Annotated in this window: 10 protein-coding genes; 6 read left to right on the forward strand and 4 right to left on the reverse strand. The window is 52.7% G+C overall.

Annotated elements, in window-relative coordinates; all coding sequences use genetic code 11:
- Positions 1-232: 232 nt before the first annotated feature.
- Positions 233-2,635, reverse strand: coding sequence for a BGTF surface domain-containing protein (locus tag GJ632_RS12190; protein WP_191453064.1), 2,403 nt, complete (start codon positions 2,633-2,635; stop codon positions 233-235).
- Between the two features lie 345 nt (positions 2,636-2,980).
- Here GJ632_RS12190 and GJ632_RS12195 point away from each other — a divergent pair, with 345 nt between their 5' ends.
- The 6 genes from GJ632_RS12195 (at position 2,981) to GJ632_RS12220 (ending at position 8,286) form a co-directional block, all read left to right on the forward strand.
- The gene (locus GJ632_RS12195; protein WP_191453066.1) at positions 2,981-3,916 is read left to right on the forward strand and encodes an NAD(P)-dependent oxidoreductase; all 936 of its coding nucleotides are present in this window, start codon (positions 2,981-2,983) and stop codon (positions 3,914-3,916) included.
- Positions 3,917-3,923: 7 nt separating this feature from the next.
- On the forward strand, positions 3,924-5,621 hold the full coding sequence (locus GJ632_RS12200) for a hypothetical protein (RefSeq protein WP_191453068.1): 1,698 nt from the start codon (positions 3,924-3,926) through the stop codon (positions 5,619-5,621).
- On the forward strand, positions 5,618-6,661 hold the full coding sequence (locus tag GJ632_RS12205) for a hypothetical protein (protein WP_191453069.1): 1,044 nt from the start codon (positions 5,618-5,620) through the stop codon (positions 6,659-6,661). Before GJ632_RS12200 ends, GJ632_RS12205 begins: the two co-directional genes overlap by 4 nt.
- An 80-nt stretch (positions 6,662-6,741) precedes the next feature.
- Positions 6,742-7,053 carry a glycosyltransferase gene (locus GJ632_RS25940; protein ID WP_191453071.1) on the forward strand — a complete coding sequence of 104 codons (312 nt, stop codon included), beginning with the start codon at positions 6,742-6,744 and terminating at the stop codon, positions 7,051-7,053.
- Positions 7,016-7,843, forward strand: a complete 828-nt coding sequence (locus GJ632_RS12215; RefSeq protein WP_191453073.1) for a GtrA family protein — start codon at positions 7,016-7,018, stop codon at positions 7,841-7,843. The genes GJ632_RS25940 and GJ632_RS12215 overlap by 38 nt, the downstream gene beginning before the upstream one ends.
- Positions 7,844-7,929: 86 nt before the next feature.
- Positions 7,930-8,286, forward strand: coding sequence for a hypothetical protein (locus GJ632_RS12220; RefSeq protein ID WP_191453074.1), 357 nt, complete (start codon positions 7,930-7,932; stop codon positions 8,284-8,286).
- Here the strand turns inward: GJ632_RS12220 and GJ632_RS12225 are convergent.
- The 3 genes from GJ632_RS12225 to GJ632_RS22135 form a co-directional block, all read right to left on the reverse strand.
- Entirely contained in the window at positions 8,246-9,526 is a 1,281-nt protein-coding gene (locus GJ632_RS12225; RefSeq protein WP_197427983.1) for a glycosyltransferase family 87 protein, read from the reverse strand. The two genes, GJ632_RS12220 and GJ632_RS12225, sit on opposite strands and share 41 nt — an antisense overlap.
- A 228-nt stretch (positions 9,527-9,754) precedes the next feature.
- On the reverse strand, positions 9,755-10,393 hold the full coding sequence (locus tag GJ632_RS12230; RefSeq protein WP_191453078.1) for a hypothetical protein: 639 nt from the start codon (positions 10,391-10,393) through the stop codon (positions 9,755-9,757).
- Between the two features lie 739 nt (positions 10,394-11,132).
- Positions 11,133-13,205 (reverse strand): Lrp/AsnC family transcriptional regulator (locus GJ632_RS22135; protein ID WP_197427984.1); only part of this gene is annotated, 2,073 nt, incomplete at its 5' end.

Raw genomic sequence — 13,205 nt, forward strand, 5'->3', positions numbered from 1 at the left:
ACGTCGACGATAGCCGCCCACGCAGGGCCGTCAGACGCAATCCGGGCATACAGCACAGGTGGAGTGCCCCGACTAAATCCCTTGTCGTTCCGTGCGCCCCTCCAGTCAGACCGCTGGAGTGTCGCCCGCTGGCGGACTGTCCTCCGGCGGTCGGACCGGCGCGACCGCTCTCGGGTCGTGGCGTCGAAAGAAAGGTGAAGTGAGGTGACCGGCGTGAGCCGGTGGTTCGACGTTAGTCGCGGCGGACGGCGAGGAGCGCGGCGGCGAGGAGTGCCGTGACTGCGACGACGGCACCGAACCCGGGCGTACCCGTGCTCGTCTCCGTGTCGTCAGCCGGTTCCTCGGTGGCCGTGTCCGGCGCATCCGTGGCCGTGTCCGGCGCATCCGTGGCCGTGTCCGGCGCGTCCGTCGCCGTGTCAGGCGCGTCCGTCGCCGTGTCAGGCGCGTCCGTCTCGGTCATCTCCGTCTCGGTTTCCACCGATTCAAGGACGTTACCCTCGACTGTGAGGCTGTCAGCTCTGCTGCTGGAGTCAGTCACACGGAAGTCGAACGTGTCACCGGCTTCCTGCTCGGTGAAGTCGAACGTCGCCGAGAACGTGTTGTTCTCAGTGACGTACGCGGTCGCGGTCTTCAGGAAGCTCGGCTGCGTGTCGCCGCTGGAGCGGACACGCAGGCTGAGTTCCGTACCGGGCGCGATAGTCGTCTCACCCGAAATCGTCTGGGCGCTCGAGGCGGAGACGTTCACGGGTTCGTCGACATCGTGCTCGGCCTCGACGAGACTGTATTCGTCTTCGACCGTCTGCTGCTCGTCATCGACCGTGAGGTTGCCCTCGTCGGCCATGACGGTGAAGTTAGCCATCAGACTGTCGTCGTTTTCGACGCTGCGAAGGTCAGCGGAGACTTCGTCAGTGTCGAGAACCACGAAGTAGGTGTCGTTGTCAGCGTCGGCAACGACAGTCGTGTTGTCGGCGCCGAGTTCGAGCGTGTAGGCATCACGGTTCGCACCAGGGTTAGTCTGCTCAACGGTGAGCTTGTACGCGCCACCGTTGAGTGCAAGGAATGCATTCGTCATGTCGGAGTCGTTCTCGACGAGTGCACCCTCCAGACCACTAGCCTGAAGCTGGTGGACAGCGAGATCGCCGTAGGCGACGTTGTTGTCCTGCGTGATGTTGTTGTTACCGATTGCCTCGTAGACGTCGTCTTTGTCCTCAAGGTCGGATTCGAGGCTGTTCGGAGCCGTCCAGCTCACGATTCCGTCCGTGGTACGCTCTTCGAGGACAAGGGTGCCGACGCCCTGCGAGTCGGCGGTCTTCTTTTCGCCCGAGCGGACTTCAAGATCGTATTCGCCTGCATCGAGAAGCGAGCCAACACTCTGCTCGATGGTGGCGTTCTCGATGGAGTCGTCGTCACCTTCGTCCTGAGACGGAACGTCGTAGACATCGCCATTGGTGACGTCGCCCTGCGCGTTGATCGCAGCGTAGGTGTTGAACAGGAGGTTGACCTGTCCGTCACCGTCGACGTCTTCAACAGTCACGTTACTCTCGAAGCCGACATCGTCGGATCCGAGCGTGACAGTCGCGAAGTCAGCGTTCTCGATTTCGATCGTGATGTTCGCGATGTCACCACGCTGGTCAGTAACGATACCTTCGCCACCGATGTCGGCACTGCCTTCACCGGCGTCCGAAACTTCGATCGACGAGGATTCGACCTCAACACCGGTGTTCAGGTCCGTCGCGACGATCGTGTAGTTGCCCGTCTCCTGCGAGGCGAAGTCGATGTCGGCTTCACCCTGACCGTTGAGAGTCACGGTGTCGTTTGCGACTTCGTCCTCGTCAGAGTCCTGGAGCGAGAGATCAACCTGGCTGCCACCGCGGTTCGCGGAGACAGTACCTTCAATAGCGTCTTCATCCGTAACCGTCAGGTCATCGAGATCGACTTCGAGACCGAGGTCGCGGACCGTGACGTTGAACTCGGCGTCGTAGGTGGAACCACTGTCATCAGAGACAGTGAATTCGTAGTCGCCGAGGTCACGGTTACTCGTGTCGAAGACGTAAACTTCGCTGTTGTCGCCGACACTCCCACTAGTGAAGAAGTTGTCGGGACCTTCAACTTCGACAGAGTCGCCCGTGCTTGCACGGACGGCAACCGTCGAACCCTTGAAGGCGGAGAAGTCGTCAACGCTCGTGTCCGTTGCGACGGACTGCGAGGCGAAGACAACGGACTTCTCGCCACCGTTTACGACTTCCGGTGCGGTGATGTCAACCTCGAGGTCGTTCGAGCGGATGACATCGCCCTTGGTGTCGATGATGATGGCGTTGGAGTCGCCGTCCTGGGTGACCGTCCAACCGTCCTTGGAGACGTTGTTATCGTCGTCCAGGAGCGTGAAGTTGGCGATCGTCTGGCTGTCTGCCGAGATGGATTCGTTCAGCGGTACCTCAACGATCACGTCGCCGTTCTCGTCGTTAGGGTCGTCGTAGTGGACTGCGCCTCCTTGGTAGGAGGTGCTGCCAGGTGTGCTGGCTGCTGCTGCAGTCCCAGCGAGTGCTCCCGTGAACGCGATGGTGCCCGCGAATACGGACGTGACCATCACGAATGCAAGGAACACCGAACGCAGTTTCGTGGTTTTATCAGTCATGTTTTGTTTTGCTTGGGTGATGACACAAGCTTTGGCAGATCCGTCCGCCTTTCGCGTTCCAATTGGACGGGTGCTTACTCGCCGGCGCGTCATCTGGGTAGGGGTAGTTCAGACAAACTACCCGTCATATAAATGCTTTGTGTGTTATTCCTACTAGTCAAGCAGTAGTGAATTTATAATAATGAGAAATATACCTCCGGATACTTGTTCATCGCCTGACCAGTCTAACCTATTATTGACGAGCGCACGTGCCACGCAGAGCACTATATACTAGCGCTAAACCAAATTGTCTAGACCTATACGAATACGTTACACTTATTAATACCGTCACGACTCCGGTACGGTATGCACGACAAACGAGTACTCGTCACTGGGGGGGCAGGGTTCATCGGATCGAACCTCGCCAACTACCTCGCCACCAACAACGAGGTAGTGGCTGTCGACGACCTCCACCTTGGAACACCTGAGAATCTTAATGATGACGTTGAGTTCGTCGATGCTAGCGTCCTCGACGACGACCTCCCCACCGAGGGCATAGATGTGCTGTTTCACCTCGCGGCATACTCCTCGTACACGATGGCTGAGGAGAACAAGCGCGAGGCGACGCGGGTGAACATCGAAGGGTTCGTCAATACTGTTGAACAAGCACGCGCGGATGGCTGCGATATCGTCGTCTATGCAACGACATCTTCTATCTATGGTTCCCGGACCAACCCTTCGCCGGAAGACATGCCGGTCGAAGCACGGACTTGTTACGAAGCCTCCAAACTCGCTCGCGAACAATATGCTGAGTACTTCCACCACCACTACGACATGACCCTCGCAGGTCTCCGATTTTTCTCAGTATATCAGGGCTACGGCGGTGCCGAGGAACACAAGGGGGAGTACGCCAACACCGTCGCGCAGTTCACCCACAAAATCGCAAACGGCGAACGACCCAAAGTGTTCGGCGACGGCTCCCAAACCCGCGATTTCACTCACGTCAACGATATTGTTCGCGGCATCAAGCTCGCAGCGGACCACAAACTACAGGGAATCTACAATCTCGGCACAGGCGAATCATATACCTTCAACAAAATGATTGAGTTAATTAACGAGGAACTAGGGACCAACGTTGAGCCAGAGTACGTCAAGAACCCTCTTGATGTCTATGTCCACGACACAAAGGCCGACATCTCGAAGATGCGCGAAACGACCGGATGGGAGCCACAGATTTCGTTTGAAGAGGGCGTATCTCGAGTCTGCAAAGGATACCCGGAGTACGAGACGGGGTTCTATTAAGACGCAGATGGGAATCGACGAAACAATATCACAGATATCACGTAACCGGCTAGATGTCTCTGTTCAGGTAGTAGGTGACGTTCTTTCAATCCTGGCAGCGCTTTTGTTAACCGGTGTGGTATTGGATCTGGCTGATCCTGTCAAAGGCCAATTACTGGACCAAGCAGCTGTCTGGTTTCTCCTGCTCGGTTGTTTTGTGCTCTCAGTTCTATCTGTCTCCGAGGTAGATGTTCGAAAGTACGGCCTTCCTACTGGACTATCGGTTGTCGTGTCCACATTCGTTGTATATTCTCAGTCTGGAACAAGTGTGCCTTTTTGGCATTATTGGCTTCTCTGCACGTTGTTTGTTGGTTCTGCAATAGCAATATGTGGATACATCCAAACAGATAGTACAAATTCAATCAAAAGAGATCAGGTGGAGGGCTCAGATGTTGAATATGATGATTTGCGACCTCATGTTTCTAGTACACTTCCACGTAGTCTGATCATTGCTGCCTGTGGGGTAGTGGTACTCCGCTTTGCTGTATTTCTCACACCCCTTGCTACACTTCAGTCGGAGCTTTTATCACTATCGCCTCTGCTCGGTGTTGGCTTGATAATCTATGCAGGGTTACAGTACCTAGAATGGGAGAATGATCGGCTGATTGCTTGGCTTGTGACTGCGACGGTAGTAATCTGGATTGTAGCTGCTTTTATTTCCCGACCAGAATTTCGCCTGTTTGGGACTGATGCACTACTGTTTTCTCGATATTCAGCCGATCTGGTCCTATCGGGGAAGAATCCATTCGCTCACTCAATGTCTTCTGCATACAGTCAGTATCCAATTGATCTCCGATTCGTCACATATCGAATTGATGGGACAATCGTTACCTCATTGTCTTATCCTTCGATGTCTTTTTTGCCATTCTTGCCGCAGGTAGCGCTTGGAATACAAAACATCAATCACACTAGTCTCCTTATTCTTCTTATCACGATTGGATTTCTTGTAAGAGATACTAGTGGCGTCATGAAAATCGCCTCAGTAAGTATATTCCTTGCCACACAGGAATTTGTGATGTTCTCGTCAGGAGGAGTATTCGATATCATCTATGTGCCGTTTTTATTAGTAGGGATGAAACTCTGGTCAGAGAAATTCTACTCAATCGCCGCATTTGTTGTTGGAATAGGCTTTAGCGTGAAACAAGTGCCGTGGCTGATCGGTCCGTATCTGGCGATATGGCTCTATCATGTCAGTAACAGTAATAGTGAGTTCGCCAATCGAGCTAGTAGAACGGTCTGGTTTGGTCTGTTAGGATTCCTCCTTCCGAATATTCCGTTTATAATATGGAGTCCCGAAGAGTGGCTATCGAGTGTTTTAACACCAGTTGCTGGAGGGTCTCCCCTCACCATGCAAGGGATTGGTTTGGTTTCCCTCTCCACCAGCGGATATTATATCCTTCCCAGAGAATACTTTCTAGGGTTATTTGTTCTCTCGCTTGTTTTGTCATTGTTCATTTATTTCAGACATTTCAAAAGCATTCGATGGGCGGCATGGATATTCCCAATGGTTATTTACTTTTTCCATTATCGCTCTTTCCTCAGTTACTTTATATATTTCCCGATATTGGCCTATTACGCTGTGATTCTGCGGTACCAGCTTACTAAACCGATTATGGAATATAGAAGTGCCCAGTTTGCCAAAAAAATAGTTGGAGAGATAAAATGAACAGAAGGGACATTCTCACGCAAGGAATTGTTGGCTTCTGTGGGGTCGGAGCGACTCTTTTAGCTCCGGAGATACATCAACAAGCGGAGCTGGAGGGAGACTGGAAAGTAACTGGGGAGTACGACGAATTTAGGATACAAAGAATCTCGTCATTGCATGTGTACCTGAAGAACGAAGGAAAAAATCCAATCATACCAAAATTTAGCACAATCCGTCAAGGATTGCAAACAAAATTCTATTGGGAGATTCGTGACGGTCCGGAGAAATTAGAGCCAGGTGAAGAATCAGAGTACAGAATTGTGGCCCCTACTCCAGGGGCTGCTATTCCATATTCTAACCAATACGTACTGTTTATTCAGGATTCCATAAGTAGGAGACAGGTGGCGTTAGAAAGAGAAGTACAAAAGAGTGCAGAGATATGGCCGATTAGAAACCCAGAAATGAAAAAATGGATGGTGAAAGTAAGCAACTCACAGCCATATCCCTACGGATGGAATATCTCTTTAGAAAGTAACGGGGAAGATCAAACAGAGTTAGAACAAGTTGAAGCAGGAGCCAAATTCAGCGTGAAGAGAGGCGACAAGCAAGGTCCATGGACCATGATCGGACTCGCGCAGAAACTTGGAAGTCCCGCGAAAGCGATTAAAATCAAAATGTCTCCTAGTTTCCTAGCAGAGCCAGAACAGTTCCCATCTGAGGCGTGTGGACTGGAAATAATAGATCGTCACCGCAGGATATGGATTGTACTTGCTAATAGTGAATCAGAAATAATACAAAAAAACACTAGAGGAGAACTAGACTATTTCATAAAATACGTTCCCAGTGAAATTAACGAGACTTTCACTGAGGTGGTCGATATCAAATCGATATATGATGACATGGGCTGGGACGATCCGAACACATCAAGAATCCATATTGATGGAAACGTATACTCCGGGATGTCTCAAATACTTCATCCCTTTGTTGCTCTATATCCTAGTTCCGAATATAAACAAGGGTCGATGACATTAGAATCAGTAGAACCTAAGAGTTCAAAATAACATCTGACAATCACGAATACATTCCTCGACGAGCTGTAATCGTTGAGTATATATAATAGAATATCTGACTTTCTGTATAGATGATATTCGACGTTAGTATCGTTATTCCCAGTTACAATGAACGGGAGAATATTATCCCTCTCCTCAATCGCCTTCTTGAGGCTTGTTCTGATCTCGGTGTAGAGTGCATTGTAGTCGACGACGATTCACCAGACCGAACCTGGGAGCTGGCTCAGACCAAATTTGAGGATAATCCTCGCGTCAGAGTGATTCGTCGGATAGAGAATCGAGGCCTTGGTTCTGCAGTCGTGAGAGGTATCAAAGAAGCACGAGGGTCGTATGTTGGAGTGATTGATGGTGACCTTCAGCATCCCCCCAGAACGCGTTCCTGACCTGTATAGTGCTTTTGAACCTGGTGTTGACGCGGTAGTCGGCACACGCCGATCGGAAGGTGGGAACATCGAGAACTGGTCGATTACTCGAAAAGTGGTCTCGAAAGGTGCGGAGTACCTCTCGTACATTTGCTTGTCGGAAGCAAGGCAGCTCTCGGATCCGATGAGCGGATTCTTCATGATCCGCAAAGACGCAGTTGATCCAGACAATCTAGATCCAACGGGATTCAAGATCCTCTTGGAAATCCTTGCTCGAGGGCAGATCAACGAGATCAAAGAAGTTCCTTATACGTTCCGCGACCGCCAGCATGGCGAGTCAAACCTCACCGCCGTCGAGTATGTGAACTATATGGAACATATGATCGAACTTAGCATTGTGGATCGAGGGCTTCAGAGATACACCGATCCAAGTCGCGTTCGCCGGATGGTCGAGTTTGGCCTTATCGGACTCACCGGCACAGCGGTCAATACGCTTGTATTCCTTGGAGTACTCAATCATGGAGTCGAGTACTGGTTTGCGGGGATTCTCGCATTCCTCGTCGCCGTTAACTGGAACTTTGCTGGGAATTGGCTACTCACCTACGAGAAACCATCTAAAGGCCGGCTGAAGCAGTATGCAAAATTCCACGCAACGTCAGTGACAGGCTTTCTGGTGTACTCGGGGATGCTAGCCCTCCTGATTGGCAAGTTGCAGTTCTCGCCAGAACTCGCGAACGTGATCGCAATCGCTACCGGTGCGATGTTGAATTTCGCTGGCGCGGACTACCTCGCCTTCGCGGGACAAACGTAACGACTCCTTCGATGTTTCTTTGTACGGATGGCCTAAACGGCCGATGAGTAATGTCGCGTATTAACAACCGGACACAAGAGGACGATGTGTCTCCAGAAGCGCTTGCCGTTGACGACCTGATTTCGCTACTTGGGGCAATCAGCCTTTTTGCTGTACTTGTTAACATCGGTGCAAATGTGAGTTTTAGTACTGTAGACGCCGGTCAAGCAGTAGGGATTGCAATAGCCGCCCTCATTGGTATCTGTACGTTACTCTTCGCCGTAGCGTCAGCTCGGGTCACACAGTATGGGCGATACGTTGGCGGTGGTCTTCTGGTGACTCTAGTTTTGTTACTTGCAATGGATCTGCTCCAAGGAACCCTGTATGCGATTGTCTTGTTTGTTGCTGCGTCTCTCCTGATCGCTATTGATTTGTCTCAGCAGATGTCCGAGCGAGACGTTTGACCTTCGTAGTGAGACTCCGCTTCGAGAGAAGAGGACGGTCCGGAACGAGGTTGCGGTTGAGTAAGATTGCGTAATAGGCGAGTGGGATGAACGTCACGAAATAGTTGAACAGTGATCGATCGTTGAAAAAGAATATCATGCAGGGAAGTACCCACGCTGCCCATTTCATCTGCTCGAAGTAGAGGTAGTAGACCGTCATCGAAAGAAGAACTACGATTATAAGGAGAAGTTTGAACCCGATTTTCGGGATGTCGAATGCGCCTGAATGAACCAGTACGGCTAATCCGGTTCCGCGGGTCTGGAACGGGAGTCTACTCCCTACAGGAGAGAAGACATCAAGCAGCCATTCAGATGGTGCATCAAATATGAAATAAAGGTTTGGAAGAAGGAAGCCAGCGATACCACTTGTTAATGAGATTCCGATCGCATTCCAGCGGGAGCGGTTAAAATACGCTGGGTCTTTCCAAAGCCAGATTGCGACGAATGGGCCGATAAACCATGGGATTTGTTTTGCAGCGAAAGCGATGCCAACGATGAATGCTGCTATTGGAAGTCGGCCGTGGTACCAATAGTGCATCCCGAGAGCGAGGGGTAGGATCCAGAGCGGGTCAATGTTACCGAAGTACGCATTTGAGAAGACGTATTGATTGAATAGAAGTGCTACAGCGACCCCAGGGAACATCCAATGTGGAGTCTCACGAGCAAGGAATAGAAAGAGAAGGGAGAAAACTATCATGACGGTGAGACTCACATTAGGGATCTCAGCGAGGCGTTGTGGAACAAAGGCTAAGAAGCTAAGTGCAGGATATGAAAACGTCGTTACGAGTGATCCATCGACGTGTTTGGTGACTGCTGGGACTTCATTGATAGATTGATAGATATCTGAGGCAGGTCCCATTGAGACCGTATATGGGTTCGTACCTTGGATGAAGAGGTCAGCAGAGTACCGTACGAAGAGCATCACATCTGTGAATAGGTTTTCTGATCCTACTACCCAGGTAACGTGGATTAACCCTACTGTAGTTAGTAATGAGAGTGCATATGTAGTCCACCGCCAATACCGTGTGTCATAGACCTTCTCGCGGGCCATATAAACGAGAATCGCGAGACCGCTGAAAAGCCATGCTCCAATTACGATGTTCCATACAAGGCTATCTGCCGCATTCACGTTCGCGTTTGCATGCTGGGTAGTTACCCCGACATTAGAGATTACTCCGAAGATAGCAATGATATGCAGCATACCTAAAAGCAAGAATGTCCGTAAAGGTGTAGAGGACAGAGACCGCGGCTGACGAGTCATATCGTGAACCGATGAAGCCACTTTTAGAAAAGCTTCGGATTTCGTATATGCAATAATTTCTTAGCCCTTCTTGGAACGTGTACTATGAATTTAGACGTTGGCCTCTGAGAGCAGATCGTCCTACCGACTTCCTACTTGACCGTATTCTAAACTGCGACGAAATGAGGTCTATGTCTCAGAAAAACACTCAGGATATTTCCAGATTGTAACTGATCCACCAACAGTTCGGATGATACAGTTGAAATCGGGGTGTTCATCGAAGTAGACCATCAGCCACTGCCGATCACCGGTCACGCTATTGGGGATGTCCTCAAGCGTCGCACGTGGTGGTAACTGGTCGAATACCGCTTCGGGTGTTGACGCTTCGATTTTCACTGATCCGGTTGCTTCGGTGTTATACCGCCGGTTGGGGGCGGCGAAGTATTTGTCTTGAGAGATGATCCACTCAATCTCGGTACGTGATTCGTGGACGACTCGGTCGAGAATTTTGAGCTGGCGTTCACCGAGCCAGTGAAGAATCCAGTCATAAGCCTCTCGAGAAACAGATGTGTGCACGACGTTAGATTTCGAGAAGTCTATTTTTTCTAGCCTTTGTCGGTTCTCCACTACAAATCGCGCAGTTGCCGCCCGGAGGTCACCCTCCAAATAATAAATGGAAGTGAATTTACCGCTGGTGCTCTTTCGGGCAGATCCTTCGCCTCCAGAGACATTGAGACGACGAAGTTCGGCACGCTCTTCAGGAGAAAATTGGGACCGGTTCATACCCGACTGTGGACTTTCGACAAGTGCTTCGTACGGCTTCGTCATCGATACAGCCGGGTTATCACCCAATATCGATGTTACTTGTGGATTGACTCTCTTACGGATTTCGAGATAGAGAACCAAATCTAAACGTTAATTGTCGCTGGCTCGCTCTCTCTCTGATCGTCTTTCAGAATATAAGCTCATAAGATTATTTCACAAATCTGGACCAGCGAGGAGCAAGATTATTGCGGCTGTTAACTCTACGGTAACTAGTCCAATAACTATGAGTAGCGGAATACTTGTTAGGTTTTCTGGGGATATGACTATTCCGCTACCATTACTCTACGCAGTACTGTTGCCCCTACTGAGTAGTGAAGAGAGTGAGCAGTAGTAGTATAACCAACTGTGTTGCGAGTCCAGCACCTCAGTTAATTTCAAAGAGACTCCAATAAGAATCTAGCCACCAATAACGAGCCCCAATGCGAAATTGTCAATCTATAATAAGATATAATTAATCATCCGTACGGCAAGCCGCGCCGAATAGGCGCGGCGACCAGACTTCGTCTGTTTTATCTGAACCCTGAGCGAAGCGAAGGGTGAGGTAATCTGTAGGTGTCGGTCTTTACCGACACCCCTAACGGAGAAGTGGGGTACCCCCGGCGAACTTCGAACGCCGCCGCTCGTCGGCCTCGACGGCGACGAACCGAACACCTCACTCAAGAATCAGGATCCGGGCGAAAAGGCGGAAACAGTTACCGGAAAATAGACGGGAGAGTAGTGTTGCCACTCACGAGACACCGCGTCAGCCGTACGACGGAGTCACCGAGTAGTTTCTCGGAAGGAGCTTCTTCAGCGCCCTCCAGTCGAGGTTGAAGCGCGAGTTGTCCGCGAGCGTCATCTCGATCTCGAACTCGCGGGCGAACTTGGGCATGTCCTCGCCGGCGACCTGCGCCCACTTCATCGCTCCCGCGCGGATGAGGCGCTTCGCGTCGTGTCGGTCGCTCGGCTTCCAGCCGAACTCGAGGACGTCGCGGTTCCCGCTGCCGTCGTGCTCGTGGACGTCGTCGACGTAGTGATCGAGCCAGCGACTCCACGGATCGTCGTCGCCAAACGTCTCCGCGCGCACCAGGTCGTCGGCCGCTTCCTCGAGCGTGTTCTCGACGACAGCGCGGGCGGAGTCGATGTGTTCGACGACTCCCTGCGCGATGTGCTTCGACGCGAGTTCGACGGAGCCGTAGTCGTGCTGGACGATGCTCCCGAGCCGCTTCAGCGACTTGTAGCAGGTACTGATGTGGACGCCGATCCGCTCGGCGAGGTCGGCGGGCGAGAGGTGACCGCCGTCGGTGAGGAGTTGGTCGACCAGGTCGACGTCGGTCTCCGTGAGGTTCCCGGCGACGGCGAACCGCCGAACCTCTTCGTCCTGCTGCTGGGCGATTCGCGGGAGCGGGTTCTCGATGATCTTCCGGAAGCGTCGACTACCCGTGACGGAGAAGTAGTCGTCCGCGACGAACACCTGATGGTCCGGCGTCGTCGGGAGGTCCGACCACCGAAGCAGGTTCAGGAGTCCCTCGTCGAGTTCGCGCTCGAGGCGGTCGAGGTCGTCCCAGTACATCGTATCGTCGTAGAGGCCGTGCTGGAACGAGACACCGAGCTTCGGATTCTCGAGCGCGGTTCCCGCGTTCGCGTCCGGCTTCCGCATGTGGTAGTGCTTGAACTCCTTCGGGAGTTCGTGACCGCCGACGAGAGCGGCCGCGCGCATCGCCCCGATCGTGGCGGTGTGGTAGTGGCCTGGGCACTCCCGGTCGTCCCGAACTGTCTTTGAGTATCCCGCCCGCTCGCGTCCGAGGAGCAGCGAGATACGGTGAAGCGTCCCGTCGAACGCGTAGACCTTCCCGGTCAGTTCCTTCGCGACGCGCACGTAGTATTCTGCGTCGGTGACGTTCGACGATTTGTGAGTCTGCTCGGGGTGGCACGCATCCGCGTCGATCGAGGTGTACGAGTTCCAGCCGAACTCCGTCTGGCGCTCGCGAAGGACGTTGAGCGCGTCGTGGAAGAGGTCAGCGTACTGATCGAACTCGAAGTAACTCCCTTTGACATCGACGTCGACGCCGAGCAGGTCGTGCGGGTTCGAGATCGGATTGTCGTTGACCGATTCCATGTTCGGCCACCGGGGGGATACGTTGAAGAAGGCCCGTTGCCGGTTCTCCTGTCCCGCAGCGGCGTAGCTCTCGTACGCGCTGGGGTAGACGTAGATGAGTAGCTCGACCGGATCTTCGAGTCTCCAATCCCACGGACCGAGGTCTGAGTCGTCGTCCGGCGGTGCGATACCGCATTTTTTCGTCTGGAACGCGACCGTCCAGTCCTCGTCGTCGAACTCGAGGCCCGCCCGAAGCTTTCCGTACTCCTCGAAGTCGTGCATCTTACTCAGGGAAACGAGCCCGAAGTAAGTGCTGAGGGCGTTGTCGTACTTGAGGTAGGCGCTGAACTCGTGAGGCTGACCGTCGATGAACTGACGCGTGTCGAGGCCGCCACCAGAGTGCGTCGTGCGGGCCCGCGAGTTCCGTATCTCCTTCTCTCGGTAGCGCTGATACTCGTCGCACGAGTAGAGGTGATCCTCGGGGTCGTCTCGGGTGGTGTGTTCTTCGCCACAGAATCGGCAGGCTGAGACGGGCTCTTTCGAGCAGTCCTCGTGCGAACCCGCGTCTTCTTCGCTTTCGAAGCCGACGCGGCACCAGCGACACTCGGCGACGAACTTCGAGGCCGGTTCTTCGTGTTCGGACTCGTCGTCGCTCGCGTCCAGGTCGGCGCCGTCGGTGCCGGCGCTCGAGCGGATTCGGTTTGCTTCGGTGTTTTCGACCTCGGTGGTGACGGAGTC

Origin of the sequence: Halogeometricum sp. CBA1124 (assembly GCF_009741955.1) — an archaeon.
Taxonomy (GTDB): domain Archaea; phylum Halobacteriota; class Halobacteria; order Halobacteriales; family Haloferacaceae; genus Halogeometricum; species Halogeometricum rufum.